The organism is Mycobacterium sp. IDUB_24 (assembly GCF_055419385.1).
On record NZ_JBVAXO010000003.1, the window covers coordinates 57478 to 77521 of the forward strand.

Annotated in this window: 16 protein-coding genes; 7 read left to right on the forward strand and 9 right to left on the reverse strand. The window is 67.1% G+C overall.

Annotated features, from left to right (window positions below; genetic code table 11):
* Positions 1 to 75 precede the first annotated feature (75 nt).
* Together coaE and rpsA are read right to left on the reverse strand one after the other, a co-directional pair.
* The gene (gene coaE, locus ACZYZF_RS12775) at positions 76 to 1239 is read right to left on the reverse strand and encodes a dephospho-CoA kinase (protein ID WP_463746858.1); all 1164 of its coding nucleotides are present in this window, start codon (positions 1237 to 1239) and stop codon (positions 76 to 78) included.
* A gap of 75 nt (positions 1240 to 1314) precedes the next feature.
* Complete coding sequence (gene rpsA / locus ACZYZF_RS12780; RefSeq protein WP_029108909.1) at positions 1315 to 2754, reverse strand: 30S ribosomal protein S1; 1440 nt, start codon at positions 2752 to 2754, stop codon at positions 1315 to 1317.
* Positions 2755 to 2980: 226 nt separating this feature from the next.
* On the opposite strand from rpsA, the gene ACZYZF_RS12785 reads away from it, so the two are divergent.
* Complete coding sequence (locus ACZYZF_RS12785; RefSeq protein ID WP_463835920.1) at positions 2981 to 4162, forward strand: PrsW family intramembrane metalloprotease; 1182 nt, start codon at positions 2981 to 2983, stop codon at positions 4160 to 4162.
* Here the strand turns inward: ACZYZF_RS12785 and ACZYZF_RS12790 are convergent.
* Positions 4159 to 4542, reverse strand: a complete 384-nt coding sequence (locus ACZYZF_RS12790) for a helix-turn-helix domain-containing protein (RefSeq protein ID WP_463746856.1) — start codon at positions 4540 to 4542, stop codon at positions 4159 to 4161. The two genes, ACZYZF_RS12785 and ACZYZF_RS12790, sit on opposite strands and share 4 nt — an antisense overlap.
* Before the next feature lie 53 nt (positions 4543 to 4595).
* On the opposite strand from ACZYZF_RS12790, the gene ACZYZF_RS12795 reads away from it, so the two are divergent.
* Positions 4596 to 5537 carry an MBL fold metallo-hydrolase gene (locus tag ACZYZF_RS12795; RefSeq protein WP_463835921.1) on the forward strand — a complete coding sequence of 314 codons (942 nt, stop codon included), beginning with the start codon at positions 4596 to 4598 and terminating at the stop codon, positions 5535 to 5537.
* Positions 5538 to 5562: 25 nt separating this feature from the next.
* Here the strand turns inward: ACZYZF_RS12795 and polA are convergent, their stop codons facing one another.
* Entirely contained in the window at positions 5563 to 8223 is a 2661-nt protein-coding gene (gene polA / locus ACZYZF_RS12800) for a DNA polymerase I (RefSeq protein WP_463746924.1), read from the reverse strand.
* A 131-nt stretch (positions 8224 to 8354) separates the two neighbouring features.
* Here polA and ACZYZF_RS12805 point away from each other — a divergent pair, with 131 nt between their 5' ends.
* A complete protein-coding gene (locus ACZYZF_RS12805) occupies positions 8355 to 9821 on the forward strand; it encodes a glycosyltransferase family 39 protein (RefSeq protein WP_463835922.1) in 1467 nt (488 codons plus the stop codon).
* Here the strand turns inward: ACZYZF_RS12805 and ACZYZF_RS12810 are convergent.
* Positions 9742 to 10686: a LysR substrate-binding domain-containing protein gene (locus tag ACZYZF_RS12810; RefSeq protein WP_463835923.1), complete on the reverse strand. Its 945-nt coding sequence runs from the start codon at positions 10684 to 10686 to the stop codon at positions 9742 to 9744. The genes ACZYZF_RS12805 and ACZYZF_RS12810 overlap by 80 nt on opposite strands.
* Before the next feature lie 70 nt (positions 10687 to 10756).
* Here ACZYZF_RS12810 and ACZYZF_RS12815 point away from each other — a divergent pair, with 70 nt between their 5' ends.
* Complete coding sequence (locus ACZYZF_RS12815) at positions 10757 to 11887, forward strand: FAD-dependent monooxygenase (protein ID WP_463835925.1); 1131 nt, start codon at positions 10757 to 10759, stop codon at positions 11885 to 11887.
* 6 nt (positions 11888 to 11893) lie between these two features.
* On the opposite strand, the gene ACZYZF_RS12820 is transcribed toward ACZYZF_RS12815, so the two are convergent.
* Together ACZYZF_RS12820 and ACZYZF_RS12825 are read right to left on the reverse strand one after the other, a co-directional pair.
* On the reverse strand, positions 11894 to 13312 hold the full coding sequence (locus tag ACZYZF_RS12820; protein ID WP_463835926.1) for an FAD-dependent monooxygenase: 1419 nt from the start codon (positions 13310 to 13312) through the stop codon (positions 11894 to 11896).
* Positions 13309 to 13878, reverse strand: coding sequence for a TetR/AcrR family transcriptional regulator (locus ACZYZF_RS12825; RefSeq protein ID WP_463746850.1), 570 nt, complete (start codon positions 13876 to 13878; stop codon positions 13309 to 13311). The genes ACZYZF_RS12820 and ACZYZF_RS12825 overlap by 4 nt, the downstream gene beginning before the upstream one ends.
* 109 nt (positions 13879 to 13987) lie before the next feature.
* Between ACZYZF_RS12825 and ACZYZF_RS12830 the strand changes: the two genes are divergently transcribed.
* The 3 genes from ACZYZF_RS12830 (at position 13988) to ACZYZF_RS12840 (ending at position 15940) form a co-directional block, all read left to right on the forward strand.
* Entirely contained in the window at positions 13988 to 14425 is a 438-nt protein-coding gene (locus ACZYZF_RS12830; protein WP_454790604.1) for a Zn-ribbon domain-containing OB-fold protein, read from the forward strand.
* Positions 14425 to 15627: a lipid-transfer protein gene (locus tag ACZYZF_RS12835; protein ID WP_463746849.1), complete on the forward strand. Its 1203-nt coding sequence runs from the start codon at positions 14425 to 14427 to the stop codon at positions 15625 to 15627. Before ACZYZF_RS12830 ends, ACZYZF_RS12835 begins: the two co-directional genes overlap by 1 nt.
* An 85-nt stretch (positions 15628 to 15712) precedes the next feature.
* Positions 15713 to 15940: a DUF167 domain-containing protein gene (locus ACZYZF_RS12840; RefSeq protein WP_463746848.1), complete on the forward strand. Its 228-nt coding sequence runs from the start codon at positions 15713 to 15715 to the stop codon at positions 15938 to 15940.
* A gap of 82 nt (positions 15941 to 16022) precedes the next feature.
* On the opposite strand, the gene ACZYZF_RS12845 is transcribed toward ACZYZF_RS12840, so the two are convergent.
* Positions 16023 to 18023 carry a DUF7064 domain-containing protein gene (locus tag ACZYZF_RS12845; RefSeq protein ID WP_463835927.1) on the reverse strand — a complete coding sequence of 667 codons (2001 nt, stop codon included), beginning with the start codon at positions 18021 to 18023 and terminating at the stop codon, positions 16023 to 16025.
* Between the two features lie 52 nt (positions 18024 to 18075).
* Complete coding sequence (locus tag ACZYZF_RS12850; protein ID WP_463746846.1) at positions 18076 to 20025, reverse strand: primary-amine oxidase; 1950 nt, start codon at positions 20023 to 20025, stop codon at positions 18076 to 18078.
* Positions 20026 to 20044 lie beyond the last annotated feature (19 nt).

Below are 20044 nucleotides of genomic sequence, written 5' to 3' on the forward strand. Positions count from 1 at the left end.
CCGCACAGCCGAAACCAGCTGTCCGGACACTTGACTGTTGTGCTCTTGATCGCGAAACTGCTGCGGCCCAATGATTTAAGGCTGCCAGCCCGTCGATTCCGCCCATTCCCGGGCACGCCGGTAGGCGTCCAGGAACCATGGTTCTTTGGCCACCGCGTAGTCGGGCGTGGCCAGTGCGGCACGCTTGGCCGCCAGGTAATCGGCGCGCACTCCCGGGTTGGCCCGCAGCCAGTCGACGAACATCAGAGCGAAACGCTGGTTGGGCCAACCGTTCACGCGGATGTGCACGTTGGTGGGCCGACCCGGATCCGCCGACGCGTGGAAACGCTTGCGCCACACCGTGGGATCGTCATCGTGCGGGGTATCGGCCGTGATGTCCGGCACCACGGGATAGCCGGCCGTCAACAGTGCCTCGGCGAGCTCGTCGGCGACGGCCAATGACTCCACCGTCACCTGCACATCGATGACATCCTTGGCATCCATCCCCGGCACAGCGGTCGAACCGATGTGGTCGATGCGCACGGCGCGGTGTCCGCATGCTGTGTTCAGCCGGGCCACGATCCGCCGGGCCTGGTCCGGCCAGGTCGGGTCGTAGGGCACCACGACAGGGTCACGGCGCGCCGGCTGCCGGATGTTGAGGTTGTGCGCGAACGGCAGGATCCGCTCGTGCCACAGTGCGCGGGCCTGTTCGACGACGGCGCCGGGGCTACCCGAGTTGTCCAGCCAGACATCGGCTACGGCGCGACGCTGCTCCTCGGTGGCCTGTGCGGCGATGCGGGCCCGGGCGTCCGCCTCGGTGAAGCCGCGGTATTCGATGAGTCGCTTGACGCGCAATTCCGGGTCGGCGTTGACGATGATGACCAACGGGAACATCGGCGCCATCTGGGATTCCACCAGCAGCGGGATGTCTTCGACGATCACGGCATCTTCGTGCGCCGCCGAGATGAGCTCCGACCGGCGGTGCGCCACCAGCGGATGCACGATGCCGTTCAAGGTGGTGCGCTTCTCGTCGTCACTGAAGGCGATCGCGGCCAGCGCGGGACGGTTCAGCGCACCCTCGGGCAGCAGGATCCCCCGCCCGAACGCGTCGACCAACTTGGCCAGCCCCTCGGTGCCGGGCTCCACCACCTCCCGGGCGATGACATCGCCGTCGACGATGATGCCGCCGAGATCGCTGAATGTGGCCGACACTGTTGACTTTCCGGCGCCGATACCGCCGGTTAACCCGATGCGAAGCACGCCCAACAGTCTGGCAGGCACCAGAAACGACGAACGCCCCGACCCAATGGGCCGGGGCGTTCGTTGTGTTACTTCTTAGGCGTTGCCTGCGAGCTTCTCACGCAGAGCAGCCAGCTGTGCATCGCTGGCCAGCGTGCCACCGGTGGACTCCTCCGACCGCGAGGAACCGTTGGACACCGGACGGGCAGCTTCCTCGGCCTCGGCCGCGGCGAACTTCTCCATCTGCGTGGTGTGCATCTTGTGCCGGCGCTCGGCCTCGGCGTAGCGGGCCTCCCACTCCTCCCGCTGCTTGTCGAAGCCTTCGAGCCATTCGTTGGTCTCGGCGTCGAAGCCCTCGGGGAAGATGTAGTTGCCCTGCTCGTCGTAGCTGTCGGCCATGCCGTACTTCGACGGGTCGAACTCCTCGGTGTAGTCCTCGTTGGCCTGCTTGAGGCTCAGCGAGATCCGGCGACGCTCCAGGTCGATGTCGATGACCTTGACCATCGCGTCGTCGCCGACGGTGACAACCTGGTCCGGGACCTCCACGTGGCGCTCGGACAGCTCCGAGATGTGCACCAGACCCTCGATGCCCTCTTCGACGCGGACGAACGCACCGAACGGCACCAGCTTGGTGACCTTGCCCGGCACGATCTGGCCGATCGCGTGGGTGCGGGCGAAGTGGCGCCACGGATCTTCCTGAGTCGCCTTGAGCGACAGCGAAACCCGCTCGCGATCCATGTCGACGTCGAGCACCTCGACGGTGACCTCGTCGCCCACCTGAACCACCTCGGACGGGTGATCGATGTGCTTCCAGGACAGCTCGGAGACGTGCACCAGACCGTCGACACCGCCGAGATCGACGAACGCGCCGAAGTTGACGATCGAGGAGACGACACCCTTGCGGATGGCGCCCTTCTGGAGCTGGTTGAGGAACTCGCTGCGCACCTCGGACTGGGTCTGCTCCAGCCAGGCGCGGCGGCTCAGCACCACGTTGTTGCGGTTCTTGTCCAGCTCGATGATCTTGGCCTCGATCTCCTTGCCGATGTACGGCTGCAGATCGCGGACACGACGCATCTCGACCAGCGATGCGGGCAGGAAGCCGCGCAGGCCGATGTCGAGGATCAGGCCGCCCTTGACGACCTCGATGACGGTGCCCTTGACGGCCTCGTCCTTCTCCTTGAGCTCCTCGATCGTGCCCCAGGCGCGCTCGTACTGAGCACGCTTCTTGGACAGGATCAAACGGCCTTCCTTGTCCTCCTTGGTGAGAACGAGGGCCTCGACCTCATCGCCCACGGAAACGACCTCGTTGGGGTCGACGTCGTGCTTGATGGAGAGTTCACGGGAAGGAATGACACCTTCGGTCTTGTAACCGATGTCGAGCAGAACCTCGTCACGGTCAACCTTGACGATGGTCCCCTCGACGATGTCGCCATCGTTGAAGTACTTGATGGTCTTGTCGATCGCGGCGAGAAAGTCCTCGGCCGAGCCAATGTCGTTGATGGCTACTTGCGGCGAGGTGATGGAGGGACTTGGCATGTGGTGGGTTGCTCCGGACAGGTTTACTCGTAGGGACAGTAATGTTGCGGTATTGCGTTCGTGCCGATCCGTGACGGTCTAGCTGCGTGCACAGATACGTAACGAGGGTACTAGACCAGGCACACGCAGGACAAACCGCCTACCCTGACGGCGGCTCACGGGGCCTGTAGGACCCTCGCCCGAACTTGTGCCGGGAACGCAACCTGCCCACCGCTACGCTTCGCAGGTGGCGTACTCCCCGACCCCCGGCCCCGTCCATCGGCCGTGGTTTCCGATCACCGCACCCATGCCCAGGCCGGTCCGGAAGGTCGGGGCCCCGCTGGCCGCGATCATCGCCTGCGGCGTCGTCATCGGTGCGCTGGTACTGCTCTTCACCGCACTCAACCCGGCCGGCGCGATCATCGGCTTCACGCTGTCCAGCATCGTGATGACCGGGGCGGTGTTCGCCTACCTGTGGCTGGATCGCTGGGAGCCCGAACCGCCCCGGTTGTTGCTGTTGGCGTTCGGTTGGGGCGCCGCGGTCGCCGTCGTGCTCTCCCTGATCCTGGGCCTGTTCGCCGATGCGCTACTGGCGACACCCGGTGTCGACTCGTCCCACAGTTTCGCCTCCGTGGCGATCCGGGCGCCGTTCATCGAAGAGGCCGCCAAGGGCCTGTTCCTGCTGGTCATGATGACCGGCAAGCGCCGCAACGAGCTCAACTCGCTCACCGATTGCCTGGTCTACGCCGGCCTCGTCGGTCTCGGGTTCGCCTGGCTGGAAGACATCATGTACATCTCCAGCGCGGATTCGCTGGGAGGATCCCTGCTCACCGCGGCGATGCGACTGATCATGGCGCCGTTCGCCCACTCACTGTTCACCACGATGACCGCGATCGGGGTGTACTTCGCACTGCAGCGGCGCAGCGGCATCGCCAAGGCGCTGTGCATCCTGGCCGGCTACCTCGGTGCGGTGCTCATGCACGGGTTGTGGAACGGGTCGTCGCTGCTCGGCGCCGGAACCTACTTCATCGTCTACATCGTCTGGATGGTGCCGATCTTCATCATCATGATCGTGGTCGCCGTCACCAGCCGTCGCCGCGAACAGCGCGTGGTGGCCGAGAAGTTGCCGGGAATGGTCGCCGCCGGGCTCATCACCCCCAACGAGGCCACCTGGCTCGGAGCGTTGAAGACCCGCCACGGCGCCATCCAGCAGGCGACGATGGCCGGCGGCCGCCCCGCGGGCAAGGCCGTCGCGGCGTTCTCCGCCGCCGTCGTCGAACTGGCTTTCGTCCGGGACCGCATCGACCGTGGTTTCGGCGACGCGCAGGTGTACGCGCTACAGCAGGAAGAGGTGTACTCGGTGACCGCCGCCCGCTCGGCCGCACCGATCCTGCAGTGGCTCGCCAACTACCAGGCGCCGATCAGCTAGCGCGCCGATTGCGCCAACGCCGCACAGTCGGGGCACTCCGAGACCATCGGATGCACGCAGGTGACGACGTGGGAAAGAAACTGCTCGGCGCGCTGCAGCCGGGAGATGTCCGCCCTGATCCGCCGCAGCGTGGTGGTGATCATGTCGATTCGGACATCGCGATCGGCGAGGCGCAGATCGCGGATCTCCGCCAGAGCCAACCCGGCCTGCTGGCACAACCGCACCAGCCGCGCCCTGGTGATCAGTTCGTCGTCATATCGCCGGTGCCCCGCGGCGCTCCGCAACGGGACGAGCACTCCAACGTCTTCCCAGTGCCGCAGCACGTGGGATTCGACACCGACCGCCGCTGCGGCCACCCCCACCGGATATTTCTCACCCATGTCGGTCCACGCCCCTTGACTTCAGGTCGACCTGAAGTTCTAGCTTCGCATACGTGACTACCACTGCCGTCAAAACTCCGGTTCGACAGCCGAGCCTGTGGGCCTGCTGCTCGGCGTTCGCCCATGCGCCGGCCGGGCTCATCCGCCCCCGTCGTCCGGACCGAAGCCTGCTCAACCAGTTGAAGAATGCGGGCCTGCCGTCCACAGACGAGACCGTCACCATCCGCACGCTGCGTCAAGTGCCGAAATGGGTCCCCACTGCGGCCATCGTCGAGGGAACCCGCGCACCGCGGCGCATTCCCATCGCCATGACCGCGTTCATCGTGGAGCATCCGCGCGCCCGCTTCGTGGTGGATCCAGGCATGTGCGCCGATGTAGGCGTCCGAGTGCTCAGCCAGTTACCCGCCGTGCTGCGTCCAGCCGTCGTTCCTCCGCCCGACGCGGTCACCACCGCAGCGGCGCTGGCCGAGGAACTCGGCCAGGATCACGTCGACTTCGCGCTGCCGACCCACCTGCACTGGGACCACATCTGCGGGCTTCTCGACCTGCCCACCATGCCTGTGCACGTTCATCACCCCGAGCTTGAGTGGGCCACCCGCGATCCGGTCGCACCGATCGGCGGCGTGCGGGACTCGCTCCAGAACCGAACCATCACCACATTCACACTCGACGGCCCGCCGGTGCTGACGTTCGAACGCAGCCACGACCTTTTCGGTGACGGCGCGGTGCAACTGGTCGACCTCGCCGGCCACACTCCCGGCAGCATCGGGCTCTTGCTCAACACCGCCGGTGGAAGGGTACTGCTGGCCGGCGACGCCGCCTGGCATGACCTCGCCGTGGAACACATCCGGCAGAAGCCCAGTTACCCAGGAGCTTTCGCCGACGAGGATCGCGACCAGTGCTTCCGCACCCTGCACCGGTTGCACGCGGTGAGAGACCAGGTCCGGATTGTCCCGACGCACGACCACGCCGCTGCGACGTCCTTGCGCGGTTAGTGAGCGGTCCAGCCGCTACTGACGCCTAGTGCGCCGCGGCATCCCAACTGCGGCCGTAGCCGACCGACACCTCCAGCGGCACGTCCAACGGATAGGCGTTGCCCATGTGCTCGCGGACCAGCGACTCCAGGGTGTCGTGCTCCCCGTCGGCCACCTCGAACAACAGCTCGTCGTGAACCTGCAGCAGCATCCGTGACTTCAGCCCGGCTTCCTTGATGGCGGCGTCGACATTGATCATCGCCACCTTGATGATGTCGGCAGCACTGCCCTGGATCGGCGCGTTGAGCGCGGCCCGCTCAGCTGCCTCGCGCACGTTGCGGTTGCTGCTGTCGAGTTCCGGCAGGTAACGGCGACGGCCCAGCACCGTCGAGGTGAATCCGTCCTTGCGGGCCTGGTCGACCACGTCACGCAGATAGTCCCGCACCCCGCCGAACCGGTCGAAGTACTGCTCCATCTGTACCTTCGCCTCTTCGGTGGAGATCTTGAGCTGGCTCGCCAGCCCATAGGCGCTCAATCCGTAGGCCAGGCCGTACGACATGGCCTTGACTCGCCGGCGCAGCTCTGGGGTCACCTCGTCGATCGGTACCGAGAACGCCCGCGACGCCACGAACGAGTGCAGGTCCTCACCGGTATTGAATGCTTCGATGAGCCCTTCGTCCCTGGAGAGGTGCGCCATGATCCGCATCTCGATCTGGCTGTAGTCCGCGGTCATCAGCTCCGAGTAGCCCTTGCCGACCACGAACGCGTCACGGATCCGCCGGCCCGCCTCGGTGCGGATCGGAATGTTCTGCAGGTTGGGCTCCGTGGAGGACAGCCGGCCGGTGGCCGCGATCGTCTGATTGAACGTGGTGTGGATCCGGCCGTCACCGGCGACCGCGTTGAGCAGGCCGTCGACGGTGACCTTGAGCCGAGTGGCGTCGCGGTGGGCCAGCAGATGTTGCAGGAACGGATGCCCCGTCTTGTCGAACAGTGACTGCAGCGCATCGGCGTCGGTGGTGTAGCCGGTCTTGGTCTTCTTGGTCTTCGGCATCTCCAGCTCGTCGAACAGCACGACCTGCAGCTGCTTGGGCGAGCCGAGGTTGATCTGCTTACCGATCACGGCGTAGGCGGCCTCGGCGGCATCACGAATCTGGTCGGCGAACTCGCTCTGCAGCTCCTGCAGGTTGTCCAGATCCACGGCGATGCCGATGGACTCCATCTCGGCCAGCGCGCGCTGCACCGGCAGCTCCATCCGGCCCAACAGCGAGGACGAGTCGATCCGAGCCAGTTCCTCATCCAGCGCTTCGGCCAGGTCCAACACCGCACAGGCCCGCAGGATCAGCGTCTGCACCGCCTGCTCATCGACCCCGTCAGAATCATCCAGCAACGAAAGTTGTTGCTGTTCAGGAGTTTCAGCGCGCAGCTCGCGACGCAGGTAGCGCACCGCAAGATCGTCGAGCGCGAAGCTGCGCTGGCCCGGCCGCACCAGGTACGCGGCCAGCGCGGTGTCGGAGGTGACCCCACGCAGGGCCCAGCCGCGCCCGGCCAGATCGTGAATCGCCAGTTTGGCCTCGTGCAGCGCCTTCGGCGGACCGGGATCGCCCAGCCAGCGCGCCAACGCCTCCTCGTCCTCCGGCGTCAGCGTGGCGGTGTCGATGTAGCGCCCGTCGCCATCGGCCGCCACGATGGCCAAAGCGGTGGCGTCGGCGTCATAGGCCAGGTGCGTGCCGACCACCGCAAGCCCGAACCTGTTGCCCAAGCTGTGCTCGGCAAGCCACGCCGCGAGCTCACCGGGCTCGAGCGCTCGGCCACGCACATCGAACCCGTGCTCGACCTCGGGCTCCGAGGCGACCAGAGTCTCGAACAGCCGGTCACGCAGAACGCGAAACTCCAGGTCGTCGAACAGCCGGTGGATCTGGTCGCGGTTCCAGGGTTGCATCCGCAGGGTGTCCGGTGTCTGCGGCAGCGGCACATCGCGGACCAGGTCGGTGAGCTCACGGTTCAGGACGACGCTGGACAGATTCGCCCGCAGCGAATCACCCACCTTGCCCTTGACTGCGTCGACGTTGTCGACCAGTGCCTGCAGGGAGCCGTATTCGACGATCCACTTGGTCGCAGTCTTCTCACCGACCCCGGGAATGCCCGGCAGGTTGTCACTCGGGTCTCCGCGCAGCGCTGCGAAGTCCGGGTACTGGGTCGGGCTCAGCCCGTACTTCTCCACTACCGCATCCGGGGTGAACCGGGTCAGCTCACTGACGCCCTTGCGCGGGTACAGCACCGTGATGTTGTCGGTGACCAACTGCAGCGCGTCCCGGTCGCCGGTGACCACAAGCACCCGGTAGCCCTCCCGCTCGGCCTGGGTGGCCAGCGTGGCGATGATGTCGTCGGCCTCGAAACCAGGTTCGGCCAGCGCGGTGATGCCCAGCGCGCCGAGCACCTCTTTGGTGATGTCGATCTGACCGCGGAATTCGTCGGGGGTAGCGGACCGGCCCTCCTTGTATTCCGGGTACTTCTCCTTGCGGAACGTCTGACGCGAGACGTCGAACGCCGCACCCACGTGGCTGGGCTGCTCGTCACGCAGCAGGTTGATCAACATCGAGGTGAACCCGTAGACCGCGTTGGTGGTCAACCCGCCCTGGGTCTTGAAATTCTCGGCGGGCAACGCGTAGAACGCCCGGAAAGCCAGCGAATTGCCGTCGAGCAGCATCAGTGTGGGCTTCTCGTCGGCGGTGGGATTCAGCGCGTTCTTGGTCTCGGTCTTGGCGGGGCTCACGGCCCTCACTCTAGGCACCGGCGGTGACATCCCGTCGACCACCGACACCACTATCGTGGACCGCAGTGGCTGAAACAACGACGGACACCGTATCCGTCAACCCGCCGGTCGACATCCCGCCGCCGGCCGTCCGCGCCGTCACCGCCATCGCCGTCGTCACCGGAGCCGTCCAGCTTGCGGCCGCCATCGCGGGCCGGGGCTACTGGTTCGACGAGGTGTACATGCTGGCCATCGGCCGCCGCCATCTCGACTGGGGCTCGGCCGATCAACCGCCACTGGCACCCACACTCGCCGCACTCAGCGATCTCATTGCTGCTGATTCCGTTGTCGCGCTCCGTATCCCGGCGATCCTGGCGACGATGGGCGCCATCGTGGTGGCCGCCCTGATCGCCCGCGAGATGGGTTGCGACAGCCGCGCTCAGGCGTTGGTGGCCTTCGCCCAGGCGACCGGGGCGTGGGTGTCGTTCGCCGGGCACTGGCTCACGCCGTACACACTCGAGCCGCTCGGGTGGCTGCTCCTGATCTGGTTGGTGGTGCGCTGGATCCGGCTGCGCGACGATCGACTGCTCCTCGCCCTGGGGGCAGTCGCCGGGCTCGCGGCGATGACGAAGTTCCAGGTGCTGCTGCTGTGCGCGGTGATGCTGTTGGCCGCACTCGCGGTCGGGCCGCGCGCGCTGCTGCACCGCCCACTGCTGTGGGCCGGCGTCGGCGTCGGTGCCGCGATCACCGCACCGACACTGTGGTGGCAGGCGCGGCACGCTTGGCCGCAGTTGAAGATGGCCGAGGTGGTGGCGGCCGAATCGGGACCCCTGTACGGCGGCCGCGGAGGTATCGCGGTGCAGCTGATCGTGTTCGCCGGCGTGATCGGTGCGGCACTGGCCCTCTACGGCCTCGTCCGTCTGGTCAGGGACCGCACCTTGGCCGATTACCGCTTCCTCGGCGTCACTTTCGTGGTCCTCTATGTTCTGTTCGTGGCCACGGCCGCCCGGCCCTATTACCTGTGCGGCCTGTTCCCGCCGCTCGTCGCAGTCGGTGCACTGAGCCTGCAGCGCCGCCGCGAGGCAGGCCACTCCCGGTGGCGATGGGCAGTGTGGCCGGCCTGTGTTCTCAGTGCCGCAGTGGCGGCGGCGGCCATCGCGCTCAGCATCACGATCGGCCGCGAGGGCACCGACGAGCAGATCGCGCAGCGCACCGCTGCGGCGTATGCAAAGTTGCCCGCCGGCCAGCGGGAACACACCGCCATCGTCGGCGAGTCCTACATCGTGGCCGCCTTCCTCGACGGCTACTCCGACAAATACCAGCTGCCCCCGGCATTCAGCCCGACCCGCAGTTACGGCTACTTCCCCGCACCGGCGCCAGACGTCGGCACCGTGCTGTTCATCGGCGAGGAGCCGGTGCGCCTACGCCCGTTCTTCGCAAATGCCCGCGACGTGGGCGGCATCACCGACGACCTCAGCGCGTGGTTGCTGACCGGCCGGACCGAGCCATGGGATTCGTTGTGGCCCAAGATCCGGACGCTGTCGGTGGGCTGATCATTCGGCGAGCCATCTCGATCAACACCCTGGCGGCCGGACTCATCGGGCCCTGCGCCCGCCACGCGAACACCAACCGGCCACGCAGCTCCGGCGTGATGGGCAACGGGTGCAGCGCAGTCCGCGCGACGGCCACCGACTCCGGCAACACCGCGACTCCGAGCCCGCGCTCGGCGAGCTCGGCCAACGCGCGCGGGGTACTCGCCTCGAATGCGACCCGCGCAGCCACTCCGGCCCCTCGGCAGGCCCGGTCGAACTGGTGGCGGATACCGGCACCCGCCGGCAGGGCGATGACCGGATGTTCGGTGAAATCGCGCAGCGCGACGGTGCGCCGTCGCCGCCACGGATGATCGTCCGCCACCGCGGCGACGATCCGCTGATCTGTCACCACCTCGGCAGCCAACCCGGCAGGCAGTTCGGCGCCCACCGACACGATGGCCGCATCGAGCCGTCCCGAGCGCAGGCCCTCGGCCAATGCGTCGGACTCGTCGGTGGCCAACGTGATGTCGATCAGCGGGTGTGCCGCGTGGAACTGTGCGAGCAGGCCCGCCATGTCGAAGTCGTGGGCCGTCACGGTGCCCACGACCACAGAACCGCGCAGCAACTCGCCGAGTTCCTCGACCGCGGTGCGGACCCCGGCCGCGGCGGCTAGGGCCGTCCGCGCGTGCGGCAGCACGGCTTCGCCCGCGGCCGTCAGCCGGACCGTACGGCGGCTGCGATCGAACAACTGCTGGCCGAGTTCGCGCTCCAGGTGGCGGATCTGAGCGCTCACCGCTGGTTGCGCGACGTGTACCCGCTCGGCGGCGCGGGTGAAGTTGGCTTCTTCGGCCACCGCGACGAAGTATTCGAGCTGCCGCAATTCCATAAGTATTCACAATAGTTTGTGGATCAACTATGTATTGGACTTATCGTTCAGTGGGGCCGACGCTGGAGTCATGTCCAGTAAACCGATCATCATCGCCGGCGCCGGGATAGGCGGTCTCACGGCCGCACTCAACTTGCACGCGAAGGGTTTTCCCGTCATCGTGCTGGAAGGCGCCCGCGAGCTGCGAGCCCTCGGCGTGGGCATCAACCTGCTGCCGCACGCCGTGCGTGAACTGACCGACCTCGGCCTCGGCGAGGACCTGCTGGCCATCTCGTCCACCCCGGCCGTCATCGATTTCTACCGCGCCGACGGCACGTTGCTGTTCCGCGAGCCCCGCGGAATCGAAGGCGGCTATGGCTACCCGCAGTGCTCGGTGCACCGCGGCCGGCTTCAGATGCTGTTGCTCGACGCGGTCCGGGCCCGTCTGGGTCCCGACGCGGTGCGTACCGACGCCGCCGTCACGGGATTCCAGGAAACCGACCGGCAGGTCCGCGTGGCGACCCGCGCCGCGGAGTTCACCGCCGAGATATTCGTCGGCGCCGACGGAGTCCACTCGATGGTGCGCCGGCAGTTGCACCCGGGGCCCGATCCGCTGATGTGGTCGGGAGTCCGAATGTTTCGCGGCGCGAGCCGGATCCGGCCGTTTCTCGACGGCCGCACCATGGCGATCGTCAAGGGCGACAACGGGGTCGAGCTGGTGACCTACCCGATCGGCGGCGATCTGATGAACTGGGTACTGCAGGTCCCGTGCGCCGATCCCGGCCCACTCCCCGGCGAGGCCAACTGGAATGCCCCGGCCGATCCCATGACGGTGGCCGCCCACATGTCCGGCTGGCGGCTGGACTGGTTGAACCCCGCCGAACTCGTGGCCCGGTCCCCGGCCGTGTTCGAGTACCCGATGGTCGACCGTGAGCCGTTGTCCCGCTGGGGCACTCGTCACATCACGCTGCTCGGCGATGCCGCGCACCCGATGTATCCCGTCGGCGCCAACGGCGGTTCACAAGCCATTCTCGACGCCCGCGCCCTCGCCGACGAAATGGCCGCCGGACGGGGCCTGGCCGGCTACGAGGCTCGCCGCATCCCGGAGACCACCGCCGTGGTGCACGCCAATCGCGAGATGCATGCCGGCGATCCCCGAGATCTGGCCCGCGTCACCGCCGACTATCGGCGAAACACCCGCGCAGACAGGAGCTCCCGATGACAGACGTCACTCCCCTGCTCGGCGGAGTTGATCGCGGATGGCCTCCGGGCGGGTGCTGATCGCGCCGACGTAACCGTCGGGCCGGACCAGGACGTAGGAGCCGACGGGTACGTCGTAGTCGGCGCTGGGCGCGATACGCACCCGCGGGATTCCGAAATCGACTGGTTCGCAACCGAATTGCAGCACGGTCCAGTGCGGGCCGCGGAAGACGTCGAACAGTCTGCGACCGTCCGGCAGCAGGCCGTCGGGCGCCCGGTCTCCGGCGCGCAGCGCACCGGTCGGATCCGTGTCGACGGCCAGCGGGCCGCCCCGGTAGTGGATGTCCAACTGGTGGATGGCCGCCGGCGCGGGCCCCGTCGCGCCGAACCCCTGGCGGTGCAACAGGCCACTGAGGTGCAGCACGTCGGCGGCGACGGGCAAGCGCTCCGCCTCGTAGCTGTCCAGCAGGCTGTCAGGCGCTCCGGCCAGCACTGCGGCCAGTTTCCAGCCGAGGTTGTAGGCATCCTGCACGCCGGTGTTGACGCCCTGTCCCCCGGCGGGCGAATGCACGTGGGCGGCATCCCCAGCCAGGAACACCCGGCCCATCCGGAAATGTTGCGCCATCAGCAGATTGACCCGATACAGCGAGATCCACCTCAGATCCGAGAGCGTCACGTCCCGGCGTCCCGACCTGTGCTGCAGGACTGCCTGCATGGCCTCGAGGGTCAACGCGGGAATCTCGTCGCCCGGTGCCATCGTCACGACAAGTTGGTAGTGCTCGCTGCCCGGCAGGTTCCACAGCGAGAACCGGGTGGCCCGGTCTCCGTCACGGGTCAGCAGGTGACAGCACCGACCGGTGAGCCCACTGGCCCGCACGTCACCCACGATGATCCGTTCCTCGGTGAGTGCACCACCGAGGAAGTCGACCCCGGATAGCTTGCGGACCGTGCTGCGACCGCCGTCGGCGCCGATGAGGTAGTCGGCACCGATCGTCCCGCGATTCGTGTGCACCGTGACACCGTCGGCGTCTTGCGTGAAACCCGTTACCTCGGTGTCGAACTCGATGGTTCCGCCGAGGTCGGCGAAGCGCGCCGCCAGGATCTGGTCGGTGCGCCATTGCGGGAGCAGCCACGTATACGGGTACGGCACCGCCGGCGAGGAAACCAGCTCCGGCAGTCCCAGCAGCTCGTAGATCGGTTTCTCCCACACCACGTCCGCGCCGCTGTAGAGCCGCATGGGCGGAAAGGGCTCCCCGGCGGCCAGCACGGCACCGATCACCCCGAGATCATCGAAGACCTCGAGCGTGCGCGGCTGCAGCCCTTTGCCGCGAGAGCCGGGAAACAACGTCGCGGCCTTCTCGAGCACCCGGCACGGCACGCAGCGGCGGGCCAGCTCGATGGCCAGGGTGAGTCCGGTCGGCCCGGCGCCGGCGATCACGACGGTCATCCGTGGGCACCCCCGAGCAGGACCAGCAGCGCGTCGTCGACCAGCCGTGCACTGAATTTCGCGTCGACGGGTAGGTCGAGGTGGAGCTGCCGCAGGATCATCGCCTCAGCCACGTCGTGGATCAACTCCACGTCGGTGTCCATCGCGATGTCTCCGCGGGCGATGGCCCGTTGCAGCGCGTCACGGAAGGGCGAGAGCTCTTCTTTGTCGAGATGTTCGCGCAGGGCCTCGGCCAGCTGCTGATCGTGCCGCATGAGCGTGGCCAGCTCGGCGGTCACCCGGGTCAGCGGCTCGGAGACCTCCGCGGCCAGCACGTCCATCACCGCCAGCAGGTCACCGCGCAGGTCACCGGTATCGGGCACGGAGGCATTGCGGGCGGCATCAGCAGCGTCCAGGGTGGCGCGGACCAGCTGGGCCTTGTTCGGCCACCGGCGATAGATGGTGGCCTTGCTGGCGCCCGCCCGCGCGGCGACCGCATCGATCGTCAGCGCTTGATAGCCCCGTTCTGCCAGCAGTTCGGTCGTGGCGGCCAAGACCGCCCGTTCACGCTCCACACCTCGCACCATGCCCGAAGAGTACGAAACAGTTTCGTACTCTTCAAGCGAATATCCTGACCCTCGGGACAAAACTGCAACACGTTTCAGTTCGGCGGTCTCGATCGTTTAGGCTGGCCGCGTGCCAGCAGCATCTTCGCAACCCGCGATCGACGGGTGGTTCGCCACCGACGACGCCGGTGCCACTCACCTGATCGGCGGAAAGTGCACCCAGTGCGCCACCTACGTCTTCCCGCCGCGCGAGAACAACTGCCCCAACCCGGCCTGCGACAGCGACACCCTTGATCTGGTGCCGCTGTCCCGCCGCGGGAAGGTGTGGAGCTACACCGAGAACCGGTATCTCCCGCCCACGCCGTATCCCAAGACCGACCCGTTCGAGCCCTTCGCGATCGCCGCGGTCGAATTGGCCGACGAGGGCCTGATCGTGCTCGGCAAGGTCGTCACCGGCACCCTCGCCGCCGATCTCAAGGTCGGCATGGAGATGGAGCTGACCACCATGACGCTCTACACCGACGACGAGGGCGTCGAGCGCACCACCCACGCCTGGAGGATCGCCTGATGAGCGCACCCGAACCGCTGTACATCTTGGGCGCGGGCATGCACCCGTGGGGCAAGTGGGGACGCGACTTCACCGAGTACGGCGTCGTCGCCGCTCGCGCGGCCCTGGCCGAGGCCGGCCTGGACTGGCGCCAGATCCAGCTGGTCGCCGGAGCCGACACGATCCGCAACGGCTACCCCGGCTTCATCGCCGGGTCGACGTTCGCCCAGAAACTGGGTTGGAACGGCGTGCCGGTGTCATCCTCATACGCGGCGTGCGCCAGCGGTTCGCAGGCGCTGCAGAGCGCCCGCGCCCAGATCCTGGCCGGGTTCTGCGATGTGGCCCTGGTGATCGGCGCCGACACCACGCCCAAGGGGGCCTTTGCACCCGTCGGCGGCGAGCGCAAGAACGATCCCGACTGGCAGCGCTTCCACCTGCTCGGCGCCATGAACCCGGTGTACTTCGCCCTGCTGGCCCGGCGCCGGATGGATCTCTATGGCGCCACCGCCGAGGACTTCGCCCAGGTGAAGGTGAAGAACTCCCGGCACGGCCTGCAGAACCCGAATGCCCGCTACCACAAGGAATCCTCGGTCGAGGACGTGCTGGCCAGCCCGGTGGTGTCCGACCCACTGCGCCAGCTCGACATCTGCGCGACCTCCGACGGCGCCGCCGCGCTGATCGTCGCGAGCGCGGATTTCGCCCGCAAGCACCTGGGCTCGCTGGAGGGCGTTCCTTCGGTACGCGCGGTCTCGACGGTGACCCCGCGCTACCCCCAGCACCTGCCCGAATTGCCGGACATCGCAACGGATTCCACCGCCGTGGTGGCCGCCCCGGAGCGGGTGTTCAAGGACCAGATTCTCGACGCCGCCTACGCCGAGGCCGGAATCGGCCCCGAGGACGTCAGCCTGGCCGAGGTGTACGACCTGTCCACCGCACTCGAGCTCGACTGGTACGAGCACCTGGGCCTGTGCGCCAAGGGCGAGGGCGAGCAGCTGCTGCGTTCCGGTGCCACCACCATCGGTGGGCGCGTCCCGGTCAACGCCTCGGGCGGTTTGGCGTGCTTCGGCGAAGCCATCCCGGCACAGGCCATCGCGCAGGTGTGCGAGCTCACCTGGCAGCTCAAGGGCCAGGCCACCGGCCGTCAGGTCGAGGGTGCGAAGGTCGGCGTCACCGCGAACCAGGGCCTGTTCGGCCACGGCTCATCGGTGATCGTCGCGCGCTGACGTCTGCTCCGCGAGCGTGCGTGTCTGCTCCGCGACACGCCGCCGCGCGTCAGCATTTTGCGCACGTTCGCGTAACGATGAGGACGTGAGCGAAACCGTTGTCGTCCGGGTCAAACCCGGCAGCCGCAAGGGCCCGCTGGTCGAGACCGGCGACGACGGCGCGCTCACCATCTATGTGCAGGAACGCGCCGTCGACGGCAAGGCCAATGACGCCGTCACCAAACTGCTTGCCCAACATCTGGGTGTGCCGCGCAGCCGCGTGGAGTTGATCGCCGGCGCGACTGCGCGGCTCAAGCGATTTCGCATCACCTGAGCGCCGGCGAGCGTGCGCAGAGCGCTGAGACGATACGGCGTGTCGGGCAACAAACACGCACGCTCGCGGTGCCAAGGGCCATCTACGCCAGGTTGCGGTTCCACTCCAGCCAGCCGATACCGCTGCGCCCGTCGTTGGTACGGACCTTCGCCCAGGCCCGGGGGAACTGACTGACCCTGCCGTCGTCTCCTGGAGCCACCAGCAATACGGGCGCATGGCCGGCGATGTCGACCGTCACTTCGACGTCGCCGGGTTGCAGCGTCAGCGTCGTCGACACCGGCAGATCATCGGCACCGAGCGTGTAATCCGCAGTCACCGCCTGTAATTCGACCAGCGGCTCACCCGCGCGCTGCGAATACCCGATGCCGATCGGCGGCATGCCTGGTATCCGGATGTCCACGCCGTGCAGATGGGTGCCGTCGTCGAGATGGAACGCACTCCACACCCAGTTCATCGCCCACCAGTCCCGCACGCCCCACGAGTGGTCGCGTTGGCCAGCCACACCGTTGATGTCGAAGGTCTGCTCGCCGATGGTCACCGTGCCCGAGACCGTGCACGGAATCTCGTAGCGGGGCGTGATCCGGTACTGGTAGGGAGTACCCACCGTGGTCCAAGTCAGGTCCATGGTCACCGCAACCGGCCGGCCCGTCGCGCCGCGCAGCAGCGCCGCCGGATCGTCGTGGGCCTGCCCGGTACCCGATGCGGTGACACGGTAGGTCTTGAGCGGTTCGAGCGGTTGCAGGCTCAACTCGACGCCCTCACCCGTGATCGATGCGGGTTCAGCCGGTGTGGCATGAAAGTCGTTGAGCGCCACGGTCGGCATGCCCGGACCACAGAACAGCACGTTGACCCATGCGGTGTCCAGGTTGGGGATCAGGCCCAGGCGGACCCAGCCGCCGAAACCCGCAGCGGCGTCGGTGAAGTCGAAGTACCAGCTCTCGTTCCACAGTTCTTCACCGGTAGGGGCGTGCGGATAGTCGTCCTCGGCGGCAGGTGCCAGCGGTTGCGGAATTGCCGGTGGCGCAAGGATATCCAGTGCGCCCGTGTCCAGAACGTGGCTGCAGTGCCGGTCGAGCATCGTCATGAACATCTGGTCACCGCGTTCGGTGCGCTCCACCAGCATCGAGGAGATGATCGCCATCATCACCCCGAAGAAACTCTGCCGACGCACGCCGTCGCGCACCTGGTCGAGCGTCAGCGCCGAGGCTGTGCCGAGCGCCTGGTGATACGCCGTCAACAGCTCGTCGTAGTGTGCGCGGCGCTGATCGACGGGTAGGGCGCAGCCGATGAAGTAGGCCACGTCGGTGAACGCCGGCCCCTTCGTGACGGTCTGCCAGTCGACCACGGTCAGGCCCCGGTCGGCACCCGTGTCGCCGAACAGCATGTTGTCGAGCCGGTAGTCACCGTGCACCAGACCCTGGGGCCGCTCGGACGCGCCCTCGTCGGCCAGGTACGCATCGAAACTCTCGACGAGCCGGTCACACACCTGGCGCTGCTCCGGCGTGATCAGGCCTGTGTAGCGCTCGACGAATGCCGCATACAGGCCGGTGATCAGAGCCTGGTTGACCGGCGCCTCACGGTTGAGCCATTTGGCCCGGTTCAAGGCCTCGACGCCGGCCACCGATCCGTGTACGTGTCCCAGCTCGGTGAGCGCCACCGCAGCCTGTTCTGCTGTCGCGCCACGGATCTCGTCACCGACGACAGCCGGGGTGGCGTCGCCGAGCAGCAGGTCGAAGGCACCGGTCTCGGTGTCGATCGCCGCGTGGTAGCACGGCGCCACCGGCCCGGGAGCCAGGGCGGGCGCGATGTCGGTGTAGAACCGCACCTCACGCTCGTAGAGTCCCAGCGCCAGCCCGGTCTGGCGGCTGTTGGGATCGGTGGCGGCCACCTTGAGCACGACCGAGGCCGGCCCGTCCGCCTCACCGGCATAGTTCAGCGCGACCCGGTAGCACTCGCTCATCTGCCCGGTGCCGATCCGCTCGAAACTGAATCCGCTGACCGGACCGGCACCCAGGGCGGCGGTCAGCCAGTCACACGTCAGGTCTTCGGGGCGGTCCAGGACAGCGGTCTGAGTCGGTTGCACACAGGCAACCTAGCAGTGTTCCGCATCACACATGACAGGTGTCAACTAATACCTAGTGGTGTGCTGCTTTGGCATGACCGTGTGCACAGGAGTCCGGCGGGGTGGCCGCCACGTCCAGTGCCGGGTTGCGGTCGAAGAACCCGAAAGGCTTGAGCCAGAACGACACCACATCCACCGGCATCACCGGCCAGTCCTCCGGTCGGGTGATGTGGTGGATGCCGAACACGTACCACAGCACCACGTCGGTGTTGTCGATCGGCCGGTCGGCCTTCGTCCACTCGCCCAACCCGGTGTCGGCCACCGACTGGTTGACGAACTCCCCCGCCGGCCAGCGTTCGTCCGGCCGGTTCGGGGTCACCCACAGGGTGTGGGCGATGACATTGGCGCGTTGCAGTACCGGCGAGGACGGGTCGAACATCGCCGGGATCGCCCCGGTGGGCACCAGCTTGTAGGACGGGTGCGTCCCCAGGCCGTTGACGACGTTGGTGTTGACCACCTTCCAGGCCCGCTGGGTGGCGAAGTTGACGTCCTGTTTGCCCTCCTTCTCGGTGCGCAGCGCCTGGTTGCGCACCACCAGGGACAGGCCGTACGGATTGTCCGGACTGATCGGTTCCGCGTATGACTCGGTCATGTAGACCGTGTTGTCGGTGCCGTCGACGTCCAGGTCCAACCGGGCGATCAGGAAATGCTGATGGAACGGCGCATAGGTGCGCTCGTCGACGAGCGTGCCGTTCTTGGGCGTCGCCCCGGCCGGGAACGGCGTGGTGACCATGATCCCGGTGGCGCGGACCTCGCACTCGATGTTGCCGTCCTGGTAGAGCCGCCAGTACACCAGATACTCGTAGTTGGCGACGGTGACATGGAATGACAGTGTGAGCCTGCGCATTCGGCGCACCTCGGCCCCCGCGTCGTGGTCGACGTGCTTCCACAGGACGGCGTTGTCCTCCTCGTGGATACAGATCGCGTTGGTGATCGTGTACGGCTCGCCGCTGCTGTCGTGCAGAACCGCGTCCAGATAACGGATCTCACCGAGACAATCGCAGCCGAGCTCCAGCGAAGTGGTCATGAATCCCAGTCCCCACTCGCCGATGTCGAAGGCGGTGCGCCGATAATGATCGACCGACGAGTCCCGATAGGGCACCACCATCTCGGCGAACGACATCCGGTGGGCCACCGAGCGATTCACGTCGCCGTCGCGGTAGCGCACGGTGTGCAGCGTCATCCCCTCGCGGTGGTTGAACCCCACCCGCAGCGACCAGTTCTGCCACTGCAGCAGGTTGCCGTCCAAGGTGAAGGACGGCCCCTCGGGCTGAGTGATGTCCAGCGGCTTGAGCGGCTCCCGGCGCGACGCCGCCCGGATCCGTTCCGGAATGTGATGCGGTACGTATTCGCCCATCACAGAGGGCATTTCGGGAGGCGTATCGTCCCTGCAGTCATCTTCGACGCGCAGCACCTCCATGCTGTTGATGTCGATCACGCAATGCAGACCGCTGACCGGGTGGGCGTACGGATTGGCCCCGGCGGCCTGCTTGTACCAGGTGTCCGACCAGCCGATCCGCCGGTCGCGGTACTCGGGGGGTGCGACCGCGTCACCGTAGGTCCAGGTGTCCATGAAGACGTTGTCCAGGTCGGTGATCCCGCGTCTGGCCAGTGCCGCGATCACGTCGGGGTGCCGACGCAGGACCTCGTCGCATTCGACGAACTCGTCGACGGTGAAGTTGGCCTGCACGCCCGGAACGTGGTCGAACTTCTCGACCCGGTCATCGGTCAGCGACACCACGCCCTTATAGGTGGCATTCGCTGCCCGCTCCAGACAGATCACGGCGGCCCGCCTGGGCGGTGTCGCGCCGCCGCCGTCGAAGAGGGCCAGTTCGGCCTTGGACGGCTCGACGAGTTCCACCGAGGCAACCCGCCAGCCCTCCCCGACCCCGTGCTCACGCCGCAATATTGCTGCCACCGCGCGAAACTCGTCGGCGGACAGCGGATCCAGGGGGTAGTCCACGTCAAATACGCAACCACAT